23 protein-coding genes are annotated in these 20969 nt (G+C 66.4%); 8 read left to right on the top strand and 15 right to left on the bottom strand.

Features of this window, described 5'->3' with window-relative positions:
- Positions 1 to 105: 105 nt before the first annotated feature.
- Positions 106 to 1080, bottom strand: coding sequence for a M91 family zinc metallopeptidase (locus tag JRI60_RS00350; protein WP_204223809.1), 975 nt, complete (start codon positions 1078 to 1080; stop codon positions 106 to 108).
- 242 nt (positions 1081 to 1322) lie between these two features.
- On the opposite strand from JRI60_RS00350, the gene JRI60_RS00345 reads away from it, so the two are divergent.
- Positions 1323 to 2120, top strand: a complete 798-nt coding sequence (locus tag JRI60_RS00345; protein WP_204223808.1) for an ABC transporter ATP-binding protein — start codon at positions 1323 to 1325, stop codon at positions 2118 to 2120.
- A 15-nt stretch (positions 2121 to 2135) separates the two neighbouring features.
- A complete protein-coding gene (locus tag JRI60_RS00340; protein ID WP_204223807.1) occupies positions 2136 to 3023 on the top strand; it encodes a hypothetical protein in 888 nt (295 codons plus the stop codon).
- Between the two features lie 17 nt (positions 3024 to 3040).
- Here the strand turns inward: JRI60_RS00340 and JRI60_RS00335 are convergent, their stop codons facing one another.
- From JRI60_RS00335 to JRI60_RS00325, 3 genes are all read right to left on the bottom strand, one after another.
- Complete coding sequence (locus JRI60_RS00335) at positions 3041 to 4111, bottom strand: tyrosinase family protein (protein WP_204223806.1); 1071 nt, start codon at positions 4109 to 4111, stop codon at positions 3041 to 3043.
- A 305-nt stretch (positions 4112 to 4416) separates the two neighbouring features.
- The gene (locus tag JRI60_RS00330; RefSeq protein ID WP_204223805.1) at positions 4417 to 5136 is read right to left on the bottom strand and encodes an Imm52 family immunity protein; all 720 of its coding nucleotides are present in this window, start codon (positions 5134 to 5136) and stop codon (positions 4417 to 4419) included.
- A 9-nt stretch (positions 5137 to 5145) separates the two neighbouring features.
- Positions 5146 to 5658: a Tox-REase-5 domain-containing protein gene (locus JRI60_RS00325; protein ID WP_204223804.1), complete on the bottom strand. Its 513-nt coding sequence runs from the start codon at positions 5656 to 5658 to the stop codon at positions 5146 to 5148.
- Between the two features lie 393 nt (positions 5659 to 6051).
- On the opposite strand from JRI60_RS00325, the gene JRI60_RS00320 reads away from it, so the two are divergent.
- Entirely contained in the window at positions 6052 to 6666 is a 615-nt protein-coding gene (locus JRI60_RS00320) for a hypothetical protein (protein ID WP_204223803.1), read from the top strand.
- A 121-nt stretch (positions 6667 to 6787) separates the two neighbouring features.
- On the opposite strand, the gene JRI60_RS00315 is transcribed toward JRI60_RS00320, so the two are convergent.
- From JRI60_RS00315 to JRI60_RS00290, 6 genes are all read right to left on the bottom strand, one after another.
- Positions 6788 to 7180 (bottom strand): hypothetical protein, encoded by a 393-nt coding sequence (locus JRI60_RS00315; RefSeq protein WP_204223802.1) that lies wholly within the window; start codon positions 7178 to 7180, stop codon positions 6788 to 6790.
- Between the two features lie 181 nt (positions 7181 to 7361).
- Positions 7362 to 8162, bottom strand: a complete 801-nt coding sequence (locus JRI60_RS00310) for a hypothetical protein (protein ID WP_204223801.1) — start codon at positions 8160 to 8162, stop codon at positions 7362 to 7364.
- A 55-nt stretch (positions 8163 to 8217) separates the two neighbouring features.
- Positions 8218 to 8715 carry a hypothetical protein gene (locus JRI60_RS00305; RefSeq protein WP_204223800.1) on the bottom strand — a complete coding sequence of 166 codons (498 nt, stop codon included), beginning with the start codon at positions 8713 to 8715 and terminating at the stop codon, positions 8218 to 8220.
- Positions 8642 to 8866, bottom strand: a complete 225-nt coding sequence (locus JRI60_RS55020) for a transposase (RefSeq protein ID WP_204223799.1) — start codon at positions 8864 to 8866, stop codon at positions 8642 to 8644. The genes JRI60_RS00305 and JRI60_RS55020 overlap by 74 nt, the downstream gene beginning before the upstream one ends.
- A gap of 63 nt (positions 8867 to 8929) precedes the next feature.
- The gene (locus tag JRI60_RS00295) at positions 8930 to 9853 is read right to left on the bottom strand and encodes a hypothetical protein (RefSeq protein ID WP_204223798.1); all 924 of its coding nucleotides are present in this window, start codon (positions 9851 to 9853) and stop codon (positions 8930 to 8932) included.
- A gap of 886 nt (positions 9854 to 10739) precedes the next feature.
- Positions 10740 to 11300: a hypothetical protein gene (locus JRI60_RS00290; protein ID WP_204223797.1), complete on the bottom strand. Its 561-nt coding sequence runs from the start codon at positions 11298 to 11300 to the stop codon at positions 10740 to 10742.
- 544 nt (positions 11301 to 11844) lie between these two features.
- Between JRI60_RS00290 and JRI60_RS00285 the strand changes: the two genes are divergently transcribed.
- The 3 genes from JRI60_RS00285 to JRI60_RS00275 all read left to right on the top strand — a co-directional run bounded on the left by JRI60_RS00285 (position 11845) and on the right by JRI60_RS00275 (position 13967).
- Positions 11845 to 12231 carry a VOC family protein gene (locus JRI60_RS00285; RefSeq protein ID WP_204223796.1) on the top strand — a complete coding sequence of 129 codons (387 nt, stop codon included), beginning with the start codon at positions 11845 to 11847 and terminating at the stop codon, positions 12229 to 12231.
- Positions 12232 to 12326: 95 nt separating this feature from the next.
- Positions 12327 to 13079 carry a hypothetical protein gene (locus tag JRI60_RS00280; RefSeq protein WP_239470255.1) on the top strand — a complete coding sequence of 251 codons (753 nt, stop codon included), beginning with the start codon at positions 12327 to 12329 and terminating at the stop codon, positions 13077 to 13079.
- 87 nt (positions 13080 to 13166) lie between these two features.
- Entirely contained in the window at positions 13167 to 13967 is an 801-nt protein-coding gene (locus tag JRI60_RS00275; RefSeq protein WP_204223795.1) for a hypothetical protein, read from the top strand.
- 43 nt (positions 13968 to 14010) lie between these two features.
- On the opposite strand, the gene JRI60_RS00270 is transcribed toward JRI60_RS00275, so the two are convergent.
- The gene (locus JRI60_RS00270; RefSeq protein ID WP_204223794.1) at positions 14011 to 14586 is read right to left on the bottom strand and encodes a glutathione S-transferase family protein; all 576 of its coding nucleotides are present in this window, start codon (positions 14584 to 14586) and stop codon (positions 14011 to 14013) included.
- A 170-nt stretch (positions 14587 to 14756) separates the two neighbouring features.
- Between JRI60_RS00270 and JRI60_RS00265 the strand changes: the two genes are divergently transcribed.
- Together JRI60_RS00265 and JRI60_RS00260 are read left to right on the top strand one after the other, a co-directional pair.
- Complete coding sequence (locus tag JRI60_RS00265) at positions 14757 to 15563, top strand: hypothetical protein (RefSeq protein WP_204223793.1); 807 nt, start codon at positions 14757 to 14759, stop codon at positions 15561 to 15563.
- Positions 15560 to 17149, top strand: a complete 1590-nt coding sequence (locus JRI60_RS00260; RefSeq protein ID WP_204223792.1) for a hypothetical protein — start codon at positions 15560 to 15562, stop codon at positions 17147 to 17149. Before JRI60_RS00265 ends, JRI60_RS00260 begins: the two co-directional genes overlap by 4 nt.
- 57 nt (positions 17150 to 17206) lie before the next feature.
- Here JRI60_RS00260 and JRI60_RS00255 read toward each other — a convergent pair whose 3' ends face one another.
- The 4 genes from JRI60_RS00255 to JRI60_RS00240 form a co-directional block, all read right to left on the bottom strand.
- Positions 17207 to 17671 carry a carboxymuconolactone decarboxylase family protein gene (locus tag JRI60_RS00255; RefSeq protein WP_204223791.1) on the bottom strand — a complete coding sequence of 155 codons (465 nt, stop codon included), beginning with the start codon at positions 17669 to 17671 and terminating at the stop codon, positions 17207 to 17209.
- A gap of 98 nt (positions 17672 to 17769) precedes the next feature.
- Positions 17770 to 19239: a PLP-dependent aminotransferase family protein gene (locus JRI60_RS00250; RefSeq protein WP_204223790.1), complete on the bottom strand. Its 1470-nt coding sequence runs from the start codon at positions 19237 to 19239 to the stop codon at positions 17770 to 17772.
- A gap of 35 nt (positions 19240 to 19274) precedes the next feature.
- A complete protein-coding gene (locus JRI60_RS00245; protein ID WP_204223789.1) occupies positions 19275 to 19847 on the bottom strand; it encodes a GNAT family N-acetyltransferase in 573 nt (190 codons plus the stop codon).
- A gap of 13 nt (positions 19848 to 19860) precedes the next feature.
- Complete coding sequence (locus JRI60_RS00240) at positions 19861 to 20955, bottom strand: HEAT repeat domain-containing protein (RefSeq protein ID WP_204223788.1); 1095 nt, start codon at positions 20953 to 20955, stop codon at positions 19861 to 19863.
- Positions 20956 to 20969 lie beyond the last annotated feature (14 nt).

Here is a 20969-nt window from a genome sequence, read left to right as displayed (position 1 = left end):
CTCTGAAAGCCTGGGAGCGGAATATTCCAGGAATATCACTTTCAAATCAAGTGAGACCCTGTTTCTTTGGATTCGAGGAAGAGCGTGGATGTGTGGAAGAACCTTCTACCCCTCCAGGTGGTCGACGAGGCTGCCCACGGGGGAGGGCTCGTTGCCGAACTTCTTCCCGAACCAGCTGCGGTCGTCCGTCTTCGAGTCGATGTTGTGCAGGATTTCGTCGATCTTGGCCGGGGTCTCTCCCGAGTAGTCATTGCGCTGCGGGAGGCCGTGCTCGGCGCGGATGAGGTTCTCGTTGGGCGCCCAGCCATTGGGCGCGTGCGGGGTGGGCTTCATGCCGACGGTCTCGAACTCCTCCCGCAGGTGCGAGTGGTGGCCGATCACATCCCCGACAAGCTTGGGGTTGTCCCGGATGACCGGGTCGTTGCGCCGGGGGCTGATCTCCAGCGGGCTGACCTGGAGGCCATTGGACGCGCGCCAGGCGTGGACGCTCTCGTGGCCCAGGCTGTTGAAGCGGTTGGCGCTGGGAGCCGTCTCGTCATAGTTGATGTGGCTGGCCTGCCCGGCGCCCGGCTTGCCGTCGTAGCGGTACGCCTTCTGGGCGGACTCGTAGGTGCCGTCGTGCAGGGGCTTGTGCGACATGGGCATGCCGGCGTTGCGGCCCGAGTAGATGTCCGCCACCGTCAGCGGCTTGTCCGGGGTGCCGACCTTGCCGGGGTTGACGGCCGAGGTGCGGCCGTTGAGCTCCTCCAGCATGCGCCGGCCATTGGGCTCCGCCATCAGCCGGTGCGCGGACTGCCGCGCGTCCGTGGTCAGATCGGTGAACTGGTGCGCCGCATCCCCATCGCGGCGGGTGCGGATGCCCGGCAGATCCGGGTGCACGGTGCCGTAGTCGGTGGGCTTGAGGTTGGTCTTGCCATTCTTGAGCTGCTCGGGCGTGGGCACCGAGCGCGGGGTCACGAAGTCGTCGCGCAGCGAGGGGATCTGGCTCCTGGGCGTGGAGGGCGCGCTGAGGGACTTGGACGTGGAGGGCGTGCTCTTGGGCAGGGGCAGGGAGGGGAACGACTTGGAGCGGATCTTCATGGCGGAGGGTCCTTGAAGTGGAGGGTTTCGAGGGGGTGGGTGCGTCCGATGCCTGACCCCTACTGCATGGGGCGTACCAACGCCCCACGGAGACCAGACACCTGTCGTTACGAGGGGTTACATCGCCCCCAGATGAAGCCCGAGGACGGCTGGCAGCCCTCCGGCCGGTGACTGCCGTCACCAGGGTGGTGACAGCAGTCACCGGGGGCACACCTCACGAGGCCCTCCTATAGTGACGGGCGATGAGCGACACGAACGGCCCGCCGACACGCACGCTGGCCATCGAGGTGAGGGACCTCCACAAGTCCTTTGGCGACAACCAGGCCCTGCGGGGCGTGGACCTCGTGGTGCCCGAGGGCACCACCTGCGTGCTGATGGGCATCTCCGGCTCGGGCAAGTCGGTGCTGATGAAGCACATCATGGGACTGCTGAAGCCGGACCGGGGGACGGTGCTCGTGGAGGGGCAGGACGTGGCGAAGATGGATGAGGCCACGCTCAACCAGATGCGCCGCAAGCAGGGCATCCTCTTCCAGGCCAATGCCCTGTTCGACTCGCTCACCGTCTTCGACAACGTGGCCTTCCCGCTGCGCGAGCGCACCCAGATGTCCGAGAAGGAGATAGAGGAGACGGTGAACCAGACGCTGGCCAAGGTGGGCCTGTCCCACGCGACCACGCGCTTTCCGGGCGAGCTGTCCGGCGGCATGCAGAAGCGCGTGGGCTTCGCGCGCGCCACCATCCTCAAGCCGAAGATCCTCCTCTACGACGACCCCACGGCCGGTCTGGATCCGCTCACCACCGCGGCCGTCAATGAGATCATCACCACCGGCAAGCAGCAGCTCGGGGCGACCTCGCTCGTGATTACGCCGGACGTGGCGTCCGCCTTCGGAATGGCCGACACCCTCGCCATCATGGACGAGGGCCTCATCGTCGCGGTGGGCCCGCCGGACGTGGTCCGCGAGTCCCAGCACCCCGCCGTGAAGGCCTTCCTCCGCAACTGGCTGGCTCGCCGCTCCAAGAACCGCCCGCCCCAGGGCTCGTAAGAGGAAGGACTCCGAATGCTGCCCCTGCAACGCTGGCTGCCGCCGGACGAAGCCGCTGCCTGGCTGCGCACGTACCAGGCGTTCTTCCGAAGCCGCGGGGCCCGGCTCGGCATGGATGTCGATGCCCAGGTCCTCTCGTCTGGGTTCTCCCACGGCGGGGCCGGTCTGTTCTCGGGCGGCCGCTTCGCGTCGCTCGCTCTCGAGAACCCTCGTGGCGCGACCTTCGTCGACGGTGACCTGCTCGTCGACGGCTGGCTGGAGAATGTCGACGGGCTCGTCTTCGTCCGAGGCAACCTGATCGCCCAGACGCTCTTCACGAGCGGCTATCTCGTGGTCCTCGGGGAGCTCCGCGTCCGGCGCCTGCTCGGGGAGGACGAACCGCACGGCACGTACGTCTTCGGCGACGCGTACATCCAGAGCGCCGTCTTCTCCCACAATCACCAATTCGACGTGTGGGGTACGGCCGAGCTCGGAGAGGAAGTCCACGATGAGTCGGACGGACGCCACGCGATGCGGGAAAGGCTCGTCGCGTGGAAGGTGCTCTCCGACCCGCGCCAGGAGAAGTACCTGGAGGAGGCCCGGCTCGGTTTGCGCGCCCAGGCCGAGACGTGGGGCCCGCTCCCCGAGGACTGGGCGGCACGGCGCTACACGCCAAAGCCAGAAGCGGAAGGAGTGAGGCTCCCACCCCCTCCCCCGCCGGCGCTCGTCATCGAGTTGGAACAGTGGCTCGGCTCGGAGGGACGCACCCAGCGGCAACAGCTCGAGGGACTGCGCACCCACTGGCTCCCTCGCCTGAACGACGCGGTCACCCGGGAGCATGCCCGCCGCTTGATTCGCAAGACCATCAACTCGAAGAAGCTCGTCGCGGAACGAGACGCCCTCCTGCGCGAGTTGGAGCGCTGACCCGCCGTCGAGCCCCCTCACTCGTAGAGATACCCGAGCTCCCGCGTGCCGAGCATGGAGAGGGCGCTCAGGCCGTGCGCGGACATGCGCTCATTGGAGTACTCCCCGTAGGGATACATGTCCATGTGCGAGGAGTGTCCGCCGCCGTCGGCATAGACTCCCGGGTGCTGCTCCTCCCACTGCGCCCAGATGCGGTCCACGTTGGCGTGGTGGAGGTAGAACACCGGATCATTGGGCGACACATCCGGCGCCCCCATCGTCCCCCACCGCTCGGAGCCGTCCTCCAGGCGGAAGTGGCCCGCCACCCAGGTGTGCACCATGTTGTGCATGTGGAAGTACCCCGGGCGATCCGGGTCGAAGCCCTCCAGGTAGTTGCGGAAGCTCTGATCCCTCGGGGACTTGTCGTTCCACGGCGCCACGTCAAAGGTGGGGATTCGCAGGCCCCGCTCCACCTCCTCGGCCGTGGGCAGGTGGATGGTGTCGTTGACGTCCGCCTCGTAGCGGCCAATGGCTCGCACCAGATGGGGATGCGGCGTCTGGGTCTTTCCCTCCGGCCTGTCTGAGAAGATATTGACCGTCCAGTTCCCCTTACGGAACGGGCCGTTCGTCAGCGCGTACTCCTGGCTGGCATCTCCCGCGGTGCCCATGAAGGACTCGGAGAAGATGGCCTGGGTGCTCTCCGGATCCGTCCAATCCCAGTAGGGGATGGTGATGTCCTTGCCACTCACCTCGCGCAGCGCGTCCTCGAAGAGCAACAACATCTTCCGGTGCCAGGGGAAGATGGTCGGATGGGCGTGGGCCACGTGGTGGTCCGGATGCATGCTGTAGTTGAACGCCTCCTTGTGAAAGACGACGAACTGGTCGTAGTAGGAGATGCCGGGCGTGTAGGGCGAGGGCGTCGCCTTGAGCTTCAGGACGGCGTCCACGAAGTCCTGCTTCTCCTCGGCCGTCATGTGTCTGGCATTCTTCCGGATGCGCGGCGCGGGCTGATTCCCACCGCAGGCGGCAAGCACCAGGCAGGCCAGGAGCACTCCGAGGAGCGAGAGCGCCGTGTGGCGTCTGGGCATGGCGCGGAGCTGCACGTTCATGGGGTCTTTCCTTTCAGGGGGTGAAGGCGGGCTCGCCTTCCCGTCCCGACGCCGTTGAGCACGGCACGTGCCACACCTCCTTCCTCCCGGGTTCTCCCTCTGAAGACCCCAGGCGCGGCCCTCGGGGAGCCCCGCTCGGGTATCCCAGAATGGCAGTGCCGGAATGCCATTTTGGGACTGCCCTCCATCCCCGCCCGGGCCTGGAGTCATCTTGGAACCGGGCCAATAGATGGCATGACTGGGCAGTTCCAGCCGCTCGCCTTGGCTCTCTGTCCTCGTAGTGGATGTTGGGAGTCACGCGGCCGCTACGAGAGCACCGGGCGAAGTAGCTCCTTCGAGTCCAATACCTCCTGGACCTTGCGACCGAGCGAGAGGTGCTCTGGGTTGGAAGCGCTGAGTCGCTCTGGCCCGAGGACGATCAGCGTGCCCTTGTCCTCTACTGGCTCGACCCGGACGGGTGGCGGCAGTGGCGGCACCTCCCCGCGCGTTCGGGACAGGTACATGAGCCACCCGGAGAAGCCCCTGGGGTCTCTCCTGGGCCTCAGCGCGTGACGAAACTCATCCGTGGCGATGACACCCAGGAGCGGCTCCCACGCGAGCACCATGGCTCGCAGCACGTTCACCAGGACGGGAGCTGCCACCACACGCGGGCCCTCTGGCTCGACTTCCGTCCGCGGGAGATAAAGCAGGCAGCAGTTGGGGTATGCCCCGGATGCATCTCCACAGGTGAGGCTCACCATGCCCCCTCGCCCGTCTTCCGCGTGCCCTGTCCAGGCCCCGAGGCTGAAACCATCCCTGCCGAGCTGGTTCTCCTCCCGATGAAAGAAGCGCAGGAAGGTTGCGTAGTCCGGCGTGAATTCACGCTGGAGCGCGTCCTCCATCGAGTCCCCCTGCTCATACCAACGAGCGTAAATCTCATCGCATTGCGACAGGAGGCGAAAGAAAGTCACCGAGCGCCGAGCGCACTCCTCCGCGGATTCGAGCCGGGCCGGCCAGTAGACGCCCGCATAGTATCTCTCCGTCATGTGGACCCCTCACCGCACAGCCCGCTGGTAGACCACCTCGATACCGAGAAGGCCCGCCTTCTCGAGCATCTTCTCGAGAATACCGACCATCTTCGGTTCCGCCACATACCACCGAATGGGAACTCCATTGGCCACCCTGCTCTGCCGTCTGGCGGTTTCAAGAAGCTTCTTCGCGCCTTGAAAATACTCTTTGGGATTGAGGTCCTTGTCGAAGTGCTTGGCGTAGTTGAACGCCTTGCCGTCCTGCAGAACACCCTCCGCGGGGCTGTAACCATCGAAGTCGGCCTTCTCACCGTTCCTCCACACGCGATACACCCAACCCTGCGGAGCCCCCGTCACCTGCGACTGGTAGCTTCGAGAGTCCTCCGACATGCTCTCGTTGGCGGGCTCCCACTTCCCGGGCCCGCCCACAGGAGGCCACCCGCCCTGGGCGCCTCTGACTTCTGCTTCGGCGCTCGCCCGTGTTTGATCGCCGCCAGTGACCTCGCGAGGAGAAGAAAGATGCACAGCGATTCGTTTCACGAGCTCGTCCTGGAACCCGTCCGTGAGCTCCTGACGCGGCCACGCATCGAGGTCCCACGTGGCGGGAGAGACGGTCAGGCTCCAATCTGGTCCGTGGAGCCCGGCTCACCTCCGAGGATGGTGCTCGACATCCCGACGAGGCTCCTCTGCGAGAACATGCAGGAGGATCTGCCCGCGGCGCCGGCCTTCCTCCTGTGCCTGGCGCTGTGGCAACGGAGCACGGGCACCGCATGGCAGGCGGTCGTCCGGCTTCGAGGTCCAGCCCCCGCCCAGGGGACGCGAGAGATTCTGCATTGGAACCGCAGTCGCATCCTCCTCGAGGCATACGCCTCCCTCTTCCGCGACTTCTATCGGGTGGAATGGGGTGACAGCCCGCCAACCCAAGCGCCCGCGATGTTCGAGCACGGCATGTGCCTGAACCAGGCTGTCGATGAGGACGCGCGCACCGCACCGGGCCGGGGGCTGAAGCCGGAGGACACGCTGGAGCGCTTCTTCATCTCCGGTGAGGGACCCGGCTCACTGCTTCACCAATTCAACGCACACTTCGGGAACGTGGTGTGTCTGAAACGTCAACTGCCAGTCGGCCTGTTCCACTCGGGCAAGGTGAGCCGCGCCACACAGCTCACCCCTGGGCAGAAATCCGCGGTCGACGTCTGGGGGGTGTCAGCGGACGAGAACAGCGTTCATCTCTTCGAGCTCAAGGCGAAGGGCAACGTCGCGCTCGGAATGCTCGCCGAAGCCTTCTACTACCTTTGGATTCTCTCCCACTTCCGCATGGGCCACATCGGACCGCATGCTCTCTCGGAGGAACAGCCACTCGCCGCAGTCCGAAAAGCACGTCAACTGACGCTGTGGCTGACGGCGCCCGCGCTGCATCCGCTCATCGGAGACGCGAAGGGACCGGTGCTTCGTGCGTTCAACTCAGCCCTCCAGCAGACCTCAGCGGAGCTCCGCCCCCTCCTCTTCAGGGGGGAAGTGCCAGACGTGACGCTCCTCGCATCCACCTGACCCCTCCACTCTTCCCGGTCTGGCGGTGGGGACTCGAGAGCCCTGAGGACCGCATGAACAAGGGCCCTCCGTGCTGCCGCCGAGGCGGGCCCACCCCGCCCCGGCGGCCTCGCCCTACGCGTTACGCGGGAATACGCCGAATCGAGATGTTCCTCGCATCACCCTTGCCGGTGAGCTTGAACTCGATCTTCTTCCCCTCGGGACACGCCCACTTGCTGTCCTGTGGACCCGAGGCCGCGAAGTCGACGTGGACGTAGACACATTGCCCATCCGCGTCCTTGTCGGTAACCCACCCGTGGACGGTCGCATTCGGCCCCGACTTGCATTCCGTTCCGAGCGCGTATCCCCACTTGACGCTTCCGGGGGAGTGCCAGTTCTCGCACGTCCCCCCGCGCGCACCCTTCTCGACCTCGACCTTCGCCTCGCTCGTCGCCCCAGCGGCCAGCGCCGCCTGGCTGAACGAAAAAACCGCGACTCCCGCACTGAGGACTGCCGTAATTGCCTTACGCATCATTCTCCTCCGTGGTTGATGGCGCCCATCGGACGCGGTTCTTCAAGACGGAGTCGGTGGTGCGGATTTGTGATGGCGGCGTTCAACCTCTCGAGCTCCGCGCATGACGGGGCCTGCCCTCCTCTGCACGCTCCCCACTCCAACACAATGACGAGCGATGGCCGCGCCGGATCGGGGCGGAGTTCTAATGCCGCTCCAACTCCCTGTACCAGTCCCACAACGGCCCGCTCACCGCGTAGCTGTAGGCGCTGGAGAGTTCCTCGAACTTCTTCGGCGGAAGCGTGGAGAGACGCTCACGCAGGAAACCCGGGTCCCTGAGCACTTCGCGACGCTTCAAGTCGGCGTCCATTTCCACCACGGTGGGCATGACCCGGAGCACGGCCTCCAGGCACTCCTCCCGGGTGGCGCGAGCCATGCGCTCCACGGAGAGGGCCAGGTGCTCACGGACCGAAGCGGGGCCTCCGGGGCACCAGGCCTCCAGCGTCTTGCGCCAGAGGTCTTCCATGAGCTCTTCCAGCGTGTACTTCCTACCGAACCGGAACGCGTAACGAGAGCCCTGGAGCACCTCCCAGAAGCGCAGCAGCGAGGCGAGCCGGTTCGCCATGCGCGCAGCACCATGCGGTGGGGGCGAAGACACGGCATGGTGGAGCGCTCCCCAAGGGGTACCCAGGCAGAAGGACTCGAAGGCCGCTTCCGCGCGTTCACGCTCCTCCTCCGGGATGCATTCGTCCAGATGGGTGAAGATCTCCGCGAACAGGTGCACCCACCAGCCCGTGCGGCCCAAGTTGAAATCGGCCCCCGCGTGCATCACCAGCACCTCGCCGGGAGCCACCTGGCGCATCCGCCGAGGCTGGGGAAAGGCACCGGTCTCGAGGTACTCCCGGGCCCACCATCTGCCCTCGGTTCTCACCTTGCGGAGGATGGCGGCGGTGGTGCCGTGGAGCCACGCGGGAAACTCGAGCACCAGAGATTGTTCCGGGGTCATGGCGTCTGGCCCTACCATCGTGGTCAGGTTCTCCTCAAGCGCCACTCCCGCCCGCTCAACGACAGTCCCCAGGCAGATAGACCTGTCCCTGGAAGCCCTTGGGGCGTTCACCCCTCTCATAGGCAGCCCGGATCGCCTGCTCGGCCACCTCACCGCGCTGCTCTATCTCTTCCCTGGGCAACGCTTCTTCCTTCTGGGCCGCGCGTTCTTTCCAGGATGCTCGGGGCTTCTTGCTCCGATAGCTCCAGCGGTACAGCGTCACTCCGGGCTCGGGCGTGCGCCAGGACAACTGCCAGAGTGCTCCCCCATTCTCGAACTCGAGGAAGAGGGACCCCTCGAACCCGGTACCTCCCACGAGCTTCTTGTCAGGGTCAACGGCCCCATTCAGGGCCGCCAGGTAGCGCCTCGCCTGTTCTCTGCCTTCGCCCCACGACTCCTCATCGTCCGGCTTGATTTCGAACAGCACGCGGGCGTCGGCATCAGTGATGTCCGGGCGCAAACGCCTCACGAACTCCGAAAGACGCTCGGGGTCCCCCAATCTCCCCTCCTTCATGATTCTGGAGAGACTGGCGGTGTTGAGAAAGACACGGGTTCACGTACACGCCGTCCGGCACCACCGAATGGATGTTCGGGTTGAGTTGCAGCGCATTACCGAAGCGCTGCAGGAAGGTGAGGGCGCCTGCCTCCGCTCCCCTCCCCCCCAACCTCCTGGCCCGCCTCCGCCGCAAGGCAAACAGCGCCCAGAGAGACGGACGGCACCGGCGATGTTAGGGAGCGGGCGGCACCGGTGCGGAGCGCAACTGGTCCTGCAGTTGCTGAACCTGTCCCGTCAATCGCGCGACGTCGTCCTTAGCCACCTGAAGTTCCTCCTTCAAGGCGGCATTCTCCCGCTTCAGGGCGAACGGGTCACGGGCCGTGAGGAAGAATGCAGAGAAGGACAACGACAGCGCGATTGCGGCCAACTGGATGAAAATGGTTCGGCGGCTCGTGGCGGCATTGGTGGCGGCGGCGACGTACTCAAGGAACGGCTTCTTTGCCTCATCCTGCTTCTTGCTCCAATGGTCGATTGAGCCTGCCGTCGCCTCGGCTACGCGCTTTAACTCACCAAGCGTTAACTCGAACGGCGTCAGGATGATGAGCCATTCTTTATCCTGTCCGATGCGTTCACCACTCACCTTGTCAATGGCGATAAGAGTCAGCTTGGATTTGTATCTGAACAGAAGATTCTCGGTGTCTAGCGCCACATCGCAGATATACCGAAGCTCATTGAAGAAGCGATACAGACCCCGCAGGCTGGACACCGATTGGTGTTCGAGTTCAATGCGCTTCAATGGGGCAACGAATGTCTCATCTGCCTGCCGAGCTACCTCCTTGAGGTAGGATGTCGTCGAATCGCCGTCCGCGCCAGGTGCGTCGTCAGGCGCCAACTTGCGAAACTGAGGGGCGATGCGGTAGGCAGTTTCTGGAGCGGCCGCAATGTCTCGAATCCGCTCAAACATCTCCCGCATGTACACAACGCGGTCATGCATCTGCGGAATCAGCAACTCTCTCTCGAACTCGTCGAGTTCCACCCGACGCACATCAAGGATTCGGTAAAGTTCTTGATGCCGCTTCCAGCGTGCCCTGAGGATTGGGTGCAACCAAGAGTGAGGGTTTTCTTGAGCACCGCTTCTCGCGGCCGATGCGGCCATTCTTGGCTCGGTGGACTCTTTCGACGACTCGGTGGTGCGACGCGGCTGCTCACGTACCACTAGGCCCCCTTGTGCAGTAAGTTGCCCCCACATTAAGCGCTATCTCGTGACTGCGAAAAGCCTCGGTCCACGTGTAGGCCAGGGTGGCAGGAGTTGCCTCTGATAGGGAGGACGGCCCGTCCCGGCTGCAGGGCGGGCCGTTGCCCTACTTCACGCTGGCGGCGTCGAGTCTCGTGAGCACCGTCAGATATTCCGAAATTGTCACTTCTCCGAGGCGAACGCTGGCCTTGCGGACTGCTGCTGAGCGTCACCCGTGCCGATGGGCAGGCCCTCGCGTATAGGCGGGATAGAGGCCATGTAAAGGGTGAGGGCTGGAGCGGAGGTGCCGAGGAGGGCCGCAGACGGGTGCCCCCCGAGCACTGCGCTAGGCTGGTGGCGAAGCCGCGCAGTTCCCTTGGAGTACACGCCAGCCCAGGCCGCCCCTCATGAAGTGCGCAGCAGGGGCTTGGCTCTCTTGGCTGGGTGCACTTGGCGGTGATGCCTACTCCTCGTCGTCCGGAATCGGTTCGCCCCGGCGGTGTGCACGCACCTTCCGCTCCCACGACCTGAGCGTCGCGGCTTCGGTGGGGAAGCCTTGCTGCTCCAACTCCGAGGCATTCGCGCCGAGAGCCTCCTCCACTTCCTCCGCCAACTTACCGTCCGGGAGGCTCTCCAGCGCCTAGCGAGCGGTGTGAATATTCGTGTCCATATCGATAGGTACCCGCTTCTTCATGCTGTCTCCTATAGGGGAGGCCGCAGCCTAAATCATCCGAAGTAAGTCCGTGCAGGGGTAGCATCGTCGCCCGTCGGGAATAGGGAGTTCCCTTTCCACGGCAAACGGAGGTCATCACGGAGGGCGTGGTAGCCGCTTCATCAGGCTTACGAACGCCGCGTAGTGCCGGAAGTCCTCGGTCTCTCCGTGTTCATCCCGAAGTGATTCAACGATACGGGTGTGGTGGAGGTGATATGGCCCTACAACGTTGTCACTGAACCAGCGGTTGAGCGCTCTCCAGAGGGCACCGATCCACTTCTCAGTGTCTTCGGCTGTGAGAAAATCATGCAGCTTCGGGCTGATCACCTCAGACTGGGCATGGAAGATCGCATTCCGGTAGCGCTTAAGCAGACCCATGTTCGGGCTAGCGAAGAACGAGGCTAACTCTGGGTCCTCCGGGCGCACGGCCTGAATCCCCTCGGCCACGACGAAGATCAGTCCGTAGAAGACCTCCATCAGCTGGAACCCCGTCAGGAACTCGCCAGCAGAGACCGCTTGCTGATCGGGCGTTTCGATGGGGAGACCTTCCACCTTCTTGAGCTGTGCCCGCAGAACTTCCCTAACACTCGATGCTCGGGTGAAGGACATATGCAGCGCCGCGAGCTTCTCCGGTATCGGCATCGATTCGTTCGCCATCGCCGCTCCTATCAAAATCCAGCTGCACGGCCAGACCGCACACCGACTGGGCAGGACGCTCGCTGTAGCGCGTGCCCGGCCTGTACGTAATCTGTACGTAGTCGGCCGGCCACTGATGAACATGGATGAACGCCCACGACCAGTAAGACGCGGTTGGAGGGGTGCTGCAACGTGTACTCGATGCCAATGGCCTCATGTGCGGCGTTGCCAAGAAAAGCGCCCCAGGGCTCCCGGGAGTCCGGCTGACGGCCAGGAAGCCTGAAGGAGGGCGGCTCCGCGTGAGCGCCGAGGGCCGCCACGAGCACCACGAGAAGACCCACCAGCCCCAAGGTGCTCCTCGTCCTGGATCCACGCTCTCTCATGACCCTCCGTGCTGCCACCGAGGCGGCTCCATCTCGCCCCGGCGGCGAACTCTCGAACTCGAATCCTCGGGCCGACCGTCGAGCATTCTGTCCATCCCCCACCACTCATCGCAGAGGAATCTGACGGACCACTTCTCCTCGGAGATGATGCGCGCCTCTCCTTCCATCCCAGGAGCACACCCATGCATCGCAGCCGACTCGCCGCCTTCGTCATCGACTGCAAGACCGAGGACATCGACACGGCCACCACCTTCTGGAGCAAGGCCCTCGGCAAGCCCGTCGTGCCCCCTTCCCCCGACAGTGGCAACTACCGCGAGCTCTCCGTGAGTGCCGAGGAGCCGATGATCCTCCTGCAGAAGGTGGACCACCCCAGCCGCATCCACCTGGACATCGAGGCCGATGACATCGAGGCCGAGGTGAAGCGGCTCGAGGCGCTCGGCGCCAGGCGGGTGGAGTTCATCAAACGCTGGTGGGTCATGGAGGCACCGACCGGCCAGCGCTTCTGCGTCGTCCGCCCCCAGCGCGGGCCCCTCGAGTCCCGCGCCAACACGTGGAACGAGTCGGAATGACAGACAGGAGGCGGGGCTCGGTCCACGAGCCCCGCGCCACTCACTGAGGGTAGTTCCCAGAGAATGGACACCTCCTACACTGTACCGGGAGGAGCATGTTGGCCATGAAAGAGCGTGCAACCAGGACGAAGAGCACCTTTCGGTTGGCGAGTTTTCTCCTGGTGCTCGTAACGACCCTCGGTGCCCAGGCGGAGCCGCCCTCCTCCACGCTCCCTGGCCGTAAGCCGGACTCCAAGGAGCCCTGGGGCGCTTTCCTTGGCAAGGCCGCACATGAGGTCATTGGCATCGAGTACCGCGTGCAGCACCCCACCAACGTCGTCTTCCTCAACACCGCCAGCCTTTCCAAAATCGTGGGGGAGGGGAATCTGGGGGATCCCAAGCGTCTTTCAGAGGTCGCGAAGCTCTTGCGCCCGGACATCACCGATACCCGCGCCCTCGTACTGTTCGAGCTCAAGCCGGACGACGAGGAGTCGCGCGGAGAAGCGAGAGAACAGGCGAGGCGCTACCTGGCGGCGCTCAATGAGGTCGTTGAGCCTGACAAGAAGCTCACGGGAGGCACCGGCTTCGAGGGGTCGCTCTTCCTCGAATTCGAGAACGGGGGAGCTCTCTGGCAGTTGTCCTGGCGCACGCCAGAGCCCGGAGTGACGCTGTACCGCTGGAGCTACCGGCGCAAGAAGCCCCATGCATCCTGGAAGGAGCGGGCGGCCCAGAAGGAAGAGGAGTTACCCAGGGAAGAAATAGCGCAGCACGGTGAGGTAGCCGAACAGGCGCTCCGGGCTGCGTATGACAAGGGTGAACGTCCCAAGGGCTTCCAGGGCCAAGTCTACCTGCCTGCGGACTGCCGCTGAGCGGGCGGGAAGCGTCCGCCGCCCTCGGAGCGAGCGAAGTGCCTGGCGCTTGAGGCGCAATTGGCCGCTGTGTTAGGGCGAAAGGCCATGACCCCGGAACCCTCCCCGGTGCTCGAGTTTCCAGCGTGGCTTTACGGCACCACCGCCGCCATCCTCCGCAAGGTGAGAGCCGAGGGCCGCTGGTGGGCCCGGGAGTACCTCAAGACCGGTGCCTTTCCCCAGCCCCGGCAGATGCGCCAGGTGCCGCCCGGCGCGGTGCTGGTGATGCACTCGGGGGCCGAACTCGACCTGGGCAGCACTCGCTGGTGGGTGCACCTGTTCGCCGAGGTCTTCATGGGCTTGGATGAAGGCGTCCCGGAGGAAGCGCACCAGCGCATGAGGGACGCCTTCGAGTCCTTCTGCCTGAGCACCCCGTGGGGAGCCCTCTGTCATGTCGTGTCTCCGCCCCCACCGCGGAGCGCTGAGCGCATGGCGAACCGGCTCGCCTCGCTGCTCCGCTTCTGGGATGTGCTCCAGGGCCCTCGCTACGCGTTCTGGTTCGGTAGGAAGTACACGCTGGAAGAGCTCATGGAGGATATCTACCGCAAGACCCTGGAGGCCTGGTGCCCCGGAGGCCCTGCCTCGGTCCGCGAGCACATGGCCCTGACGGTGGAACGCATGTCTCGCGCTACCCGAGAGGACTGCCTGGAGGCCGTGCTCCGTGTGATTCCTGTCCTGGTGGAGGTGGACACCGAATTCAAGCACCGCGAGGTGCTCAGCGACGCGGGCTTCCTGCGCGAGCGCCTCTCCGCCCTTTCCCCGAAGGACTTCGAGGATTTCTCCAGCGCCTATAAATACACGGTGACCGTGCAGTTGGCCGCTTGGGACAGGGTGTTGGGGCGGCATTAGCATCGAGGAGGAGGCGGGGCTCGGTCCACGAGCCCCGCGCCACTCACTGCCCCATCTTCATGGCCTTGGGACGCGCCAGCAGCCGATCCACATAGGCGTCGATCGCGGGCCGCCCGGTCTTCTTCCCCCAGATGCGCATCCAGATGAACATCGAGCCGATCATCACATCGGCCGCCGTGAACCAGTCGCCGAACAGGTAGGGCCCCTGGCCCAGCTCGCGCTCGACCACGTCCAACACCGTCTCGAAGTCCGTCCAGCCACGCTGGGGCGTCGTCTGCACGTTCATCAGCTTGTCGCCCATCGCGGGCTCCAACTGCGACGTCGAGTACACCATCAGCGACAGATAGCGGCCCCGCTCCGGCGTGCCCGGCTTCGGCGCCAGGTTCGCCTGCGGGTACTTCTCCGCGATGTACATACAGATGGCCGCGCCCTCGAACACCCGCGCATCTCCATCCACCAGCGCCGGCAGCTTGCCCGCTGGATTGATCTTCAGGAACTCCGGCGTCTTGTGCTCGCGCTTCTCGAAGTCGATGGGCACCAGCTCGTACTGCGCTCCGCACTCATCGAGCATCCACTTGCTGATCGCCGCGCGGCTCTTCGGGTTGTAGTAGAGCTTCATCGGTTGTCCTCCGTGATGACGGGCGCACTTCACCCGGCGGGGCGCACTTCATCAGAAGCAAGCCCTTCCTCCGAGCACCAACACGGTGCCAGCTCGCGCTGCTTGTGGTCCTCGACACTCGCCCGGCCCGGAGTCCTCGACACCCGGCTTGGGCTAGAATCACCGCCATCATGCCCACCCTCCTTCGACGGAGCGCGAGCTTCCCCCTGCTCGCCCTGCTCCTCCTCACTCCCCCCACGGTGCATGCGCAGGGCTCCTCCGAGGTCCAGGACTACCTCGTCTCCGTGAACCGTCTGTACGAGGACCTCGAGTACGAGCGCGCGCTGGAGCAGATCCACCGCGCCAGACGCCTGGCGCGCGGCGTGGAAGAGGACGTCGCCCTCGGGCTCTACGAGGGCATCCTCCTCGACGAGCTGGGCAAGCAGGACGATGCCACCGCGGCCTTCAAGACGGCCCTCTTCCTGCGCCCGGAGGCGAAGCTGCCCGTCCAGGTCTCCCCCAAGGTGGAGCAACACTTCGAATCCGTCCGCGCCGGGGTGAAACGCGAGCTGGCCCCCATCCTCGCCAGGCGCGAGGCGGAGCGCCGTCAGGCCCAGCCCGCCCCCCCACGGGACGTCCGTCCACCGGGCACCGGAGAGGTGTCGGCAACGCACGGTGACACCCGCTCCCGCGCCCTCCTCCCCGGCATCGCCGGCGGCGTGCTCCTGGCCGCGGGCGGCGTGTCCTATGGGCTGTCCAGGGTAGAGCTGTCCAGGCTGCGCACCGATGACGCGGGACTTGTCACACGCGCGGATGCACACGACAGCGCCTCGCGCGGCAAGACGTATCAGGCCGTGGGACTGGGCCTCCTGGGCGCGGGCGTGGTGGGGTTGGGCGCCGCCACGGGACTCTACCTGCTGGGCTCGCCCACCGAGCCCGTGGCGCTCGGCGTGAGTACCGATGGGACGTCGGCCTTCGTGTACGGGAGGTGGCCGTGAACGCCTCGATTCAACCGCGCTTCGCGCTCCTCGCGGCGGTGCTGCTCGGAGCAGTCACCGGCTGCGTCGACTTCGACCGGGAGGAGACGGAGTTCTGCCAACGCAACCCGGTGCGTTGTGAGGCAGACGCGGGCCTCTCGCCGGACTCCGGCGCGGGCAACTCCGTCGTCCTGATGCGCTACGACCGCTACTACACCCCCAGCGGCATCGTCTCGCGACCCGCGGCGGACCTCGACACGGCGCCTCTCGAGCTGTTCTCCCTCGATGGCGGCACGCTCGTGCGCCTCCAGGGCTCCCAGCCAGAGCCGGGCCGCGTCCGCTTCGAGGCCCCTCCCGGTACGTACTACGCGAAGAGCGGCGACCTCTATGTGGTCACCTCCTCGCGCCAGGTCGACTTCAGCACCCCGCGCTCCGGTCGTCCCGACACGCGCTTCCTGGAGGGGGAGCCCGCCTTCCCGATGCGGTTCCACGTCACCGGAGCCAGCCCCTGGAACACGGGCTACGGGACCAGCTACATGTCGGACTACCTGCGGCTCGTGGACTTCAACCGCGGCGAGGTGGCCAGCCTCGCGGTGTTCGGCATCCCCCCCGGGACGACCTCCCTCGAGAACGCGGAAGGCAACTACTTCACCACCGTCAACTTCGCGATTCCCTTCTTCGAGCCCGACAAGGGAGACCAGGCCTGGCTCATCCAGAAGACCTATCAGGACGCGGGCGTCACGGCCGATGGGGGACCCTCCTTCTATGAGACCTCCACCCATGCGACCCTGGTGGACTCCCTCACGTTGGACGGTGGGGTCGATGGAGGAGGGGTGTTCGAGCTCAAGGCCACTCTCCAGCCCACTCCCCAGAAGAACGTCACCTTCGAGTGGCGTCGTGGCGACTTCGCGGCCCTGAGCTCCGAACAGCCCTCGGAGAGCGGGGGCTTCTCGCGCTCGCTCTTCACCCTCTTCGCGACCCCCCATGACATGACCCTCCACAGGCTCGGGGGATTGGTGGCGTTCACCTTCCAGGACGAGGGGCGGAGCACGCTCGTCCGGCGGCTGGCCTACGGCAATCCCTTCCCGAGCTCGTGGGAGCTGATGGGATGGACGTACCTCAGCTATTCGACGGAGGTCACCTCGGTCGATGGGAGGCTGAGTACCAGCAGATACGACCTCTTCGTGGTGCAGGAGCAGTTGCCGAAGCTGACCTCGACTCCCATCCAGCCACGCCTGTCCCTGCCCCGCCGTTTCCTCATCGATGGTGTCTCCGCGACCGAGTCGCGGACCCTCGGAGTCTTCAGCCCCACGGTGACCTGGGAGCCTCCCGCCCTCGGGACGCCCTCGGCCTACAGCCTGCGCGTCGAGCAGCTCGGGCTCCCGGGCACGTTCGAAGCTCCGCGGACGGTGGCGGATTTCCGGCTGGGGCCGTCGGAGCGCGGCGTGCGGATTCCCCTGGGCATCCTGACCTCCGCACGCTCCTACGTGTTCCGGCTCACCGTTCACGCCGAGCCCCAGACCTCCCTGGAGTCCCCGAGGTATTTCAGCGGCTCCCTCGAATACGCCTACTCCACCACCAGCAGCGGCATCCTCACCGTGCCCTGAGCGCTTCATCCCGGCGGGTCGTTCGCGGTGGCCCGCCGGGAGGCTCGCTCAGGAGGCCTACCGGTGGCGCGGCGGCGGCTTGTAGTCTCCTGGCTTCGCGCGCATGGAGATGCTCAGCCGATTCCACGCGTTGATGGTGGAGATGGCCAGCGTCAGGTCCGCCAGCTCCTTCGGCGTGAAGTGCGGACGCACGGCCTCGTAGACCGCATCGGACACGAACCCCTCCGTCACGAGCGTCACCGCCTCGGTCCACTCCAGGGCCGCCCGCTCCCGCTCCGTGTAGTAGGGACTCTCGCGCCACGCGTCGAGCCCGTACAGGCGATGCTCCGGCTCGCCCAGCGCCCTCGAGTCCTTCCAGTGCATGTCGATGCAGTACGCGCAGCGGTTGATTTGTGACGCCCTCAGCTTGATGAGGTGCAGCAACCCCTCCTCCAGCCCGCACTGGTGCAGATACTTCTCCAGACCCAACATCGCCTGATAGCCCGCGGGGGCAACCGCCCCCATGTTGAAGCGCTGTTCCATGTTCATCCTCCGCGGCGACTTCTAACGGCCGCCTCCCCGGTGGACGAGAGCCACTCACGCGCGAAGTCATGGGGCCACTTCTCGCGGCCAGGTGTGTCTCAGCCGAGGGCCTGGCGCAGCCGCCGGACTCCTTCGGAGCACTCGGGCCCCGGCACGGCCGCGTAGCCGAGCAACAGCCCCCCGCGTCCCAACGTCTGGAGCCGGTACACGGAGAGGGGATGTGCCACCACGCCGGCGGCCGCGGCACGCTCGGAGGCGGTACGATCGTCCACCCCCGGCGGCAGCCAGCCCACCAGGTGCATGCCCGTCTCCGCCGGGCCCACCTCGAGCAGCCCCCGCAGCTCGCGCCGCGCCTCCTCGACCAGCAGCGCCTGCCGCTCGGCATACAGCACGCGCATCCTCCGCAGGTGCCGGCTGAAGTGGCCCTGGTTGATGAAGTCGGTCAGCACCGCCTGCTCCAGCGAGGGCGAGCGCACGTCCGCGAGCGTCTTCGCCTTCACGAAGACCTCGATCAGCTCCTCCGGGACGACCAGGTAGCCCAGACGCAGGGACGGCGACAGCACCTTGCCAAACGTCCCCGAGTAGATGACTCGCGCGTCCGGCGTGAGCCCCTGGAGCGCGGCGAGCGGCCGGCCGACGTAGCGGAACTCGCTGTCGTAATCATCCTCGAAGACCCAGGCGTTCGTGCGCCCGGCCCACTCCAGCAGCGCCCGCCGGCGCCGCAGACTCATGTGCACGCCGAGCGGCTGCTGGCTCGAGGGCGTCACCACCGCGAGCCTCGCGTCCGGACGCAGCCGGCTCGCGGCCTCCACGTCCAGCCCCTCCGCGTCCACGGGCACTGGCACCAGGCTCGCCCCCGCCGCCAGGAGCACGCTGCGCGCCGGAGGGTAGCCCGGGTCCTCGACCCAGGCCGCATCGCCCGGATCCAACAACACCTGGGCCACCAGGCTCATGGCCTGCTGCGTGCCATTCACGATGAGCACCTGCTCGGGACCGCACCGCACTCCGCGCGAGGTGGCCAGGTAGTTGGCGAGTGCCTCGCGCAGGGGAAGGAACCCGCGGGGCTCCCTCTGGGAGAGCACGTCCCTCCACGAGCGCCGCCACCGCTGGTGCAGCAGCCGGTCCCAGAGCTCATGGGGGAAGGCATCCAGGGCGGGCACCCCGAGGCGGAACGCCATCACGGAGCCCGGCACACCCAGGTCCGAGGGGAACGGCGGCGGCAGGGCCGCCAGCGCGGCGCCACGCCTCGACAGCGAGGGCGGATTCGCGCGGCGCGCGGAGGGAGGTGCCTGGACGCGCCGCGCGGAGAGGGCCCGTTCGGGAAGCTCGTCCGCCACGTAGGTCCCCGAGCCGTGGCGGCCGACGAGGTAGCCCTCGGCGAGCAGCCGCGTATAGGCGGTCATCACCGTGTTGCGTGACAGGTCGAGCTGCTCGGCCAGCGCGCGGGTGGCGGGCAGACGCGTTCCCGAGGGCAGCCGGCCGGTGACCATGGCCGTGCGCAGCGACTGGTAGAGCTGCTCGTGCAGCGGTGCTCCCGACGAAGCGTCGAGCACGAGCGTGGTGGCCATGAGGGCCTGCTTCCTGCCAGGCTTCCGTCCGGGTTTCACCGCGTCGATGCACCCGGCCGCCACTCCCGCCGCAGCAGCCCGTACAGCACCCCGTCCTGCACCTCGCCGTCGATGATGTAGCGCTCGCGCTGGAGGCCCTCGTGCTGGAAGCCCAGGCCCTCCAGCACCTTGATGGAGCTCACGTTGCGCGGATCCACGTCCGCCTCCAGCCGGTGCAGCTCCAGCACCGTGAAGCCGAACTCCACCACCCGGCCCACCGCCTCCCGCCCGTAACCCTGGCCCCAACAGGCGCGGTTCAGCGCGTACCCAAGGCCCGCACGCCGGTGCGGCCGGCTCAGCTCCGACAGCGTGCACGTGCCCACCACCTTGTCGTCCTCCCGCCGCGCGATGCCCCACTGGAACAGCGAGCGCTCGGCGAAGTACTCGTGGATGTTCCTCAACAGCTTCTCCGCCTGCGCCACCTCCGTGTACGCCGACCAGCTCCAGTAACGCGTCACCTCGCGGTCGGAGAAGAGCTCGAAGAGCGCCGGCACGTCCGCCTCCGTCATCCAGCGCAACCGCAGGCGGGGCGTCTCCAGCGTGGGCAGGGTCGTGGCATCCGTCAGCATGGTGCCCGCCAGCCTAATGACACGGCTTGCCCAGGGACAGCGCCAACCAGTGGCGCCACGCCGCCACGTCGTCGCCGAGGTCCTTCCCCGCCAGCCTCGCGAGCACCTTGCGCGCCGGCTCGCGGTCGAGCTCCGAGCGCATCCCCGCCATCTCCACCAGCACCTCGCCCGCCTTCTGGAGGATCCGCTCGCGCGGCACCGTCTCCTCCGCCTCCAGGATGTGCACCAGCGTCCAGCCCGCCTTGTTCCGGTCGGACTCCAGCGGATACCAGAGCGCCTCGAGCACCGGATCCACCGGGACGAGCCCGGGCTTCTTCGACACCTGCCTCGCCGAGCCCAGCCGGCGCAGCGCCTCGTTGCGCACGCCCTCGTTGGAGTCCCGCACCGACGGGAGGATGGCCGCCACCAGCTGCTCGGGCGAGGACAGATAGGTCAGCAGCATGAGCGCGTTCATCCGCTTGCCTCCGTCCCGGTCCTCACGCAGCACCCGCACGAGCGCCTCGGCGTTACGGGGTACCCCCTCGAGGAAGCGCTGCTCCAGGGGCGCGAGCTCGGGGTGATCGAAGCCTCCGTAGCACCCCAGGGGCGCCCGGCACGTGCCCATTCCCCACTCGGGGACCGCGCCCTCGCTCCGCAGCCGCCAGAATGTCTTCAGATAGTCCGACCAGGCCGCGAGCAGGCCCTCTGGATCCGCCACGTCCCCCGTCGGCTCGGCGGAGAAGGGCATGCGCCACTCGTCCCCCGTGTCCACCAGGTCCACCATCACCCGCATCGTGTGATTCTTGTCCTGGCTCACCGACATCCGGATGAACGCGAAGGGATACGCCTCCGTGAGCCGCTTCTTGCTCTCCATCAGGCTCGCGACGAACGCCTGTGGGTCCTTCTCGAGATCCAGCCGCGTGCCCGCCGCCGGCAGCGTGATGAGCGCGAGCAGCTTCTCCCGGGGCACCTTGCGCGAGCCGAAGACCTCCACTCCCTCGAAGACATAGACGGAGTCGGGCTTGCGCGGCGCCTCGGGCGCGGCGGCCGCCGGAGTGACCGGCGGCTCGGCCTGACGGGGTGTGGCACAGCCGGAGAGCAGGGCGAGACCGAGGACGAGGCGTTTCATGATTCCCCCCTGTA

Source organism: Archangium violaceum (assembly GCF_016887565.1).
Lineage (GTDB): Bacteria > Myxococcota > Myxococcia > Myxococcales > Myxococcaceae > Archangium > Archangium violaceum_B.
Note: the sequence above shows the minus strand (reverse complement) of the source record. Positions and strands in the feature narration are given on the sequence as shown.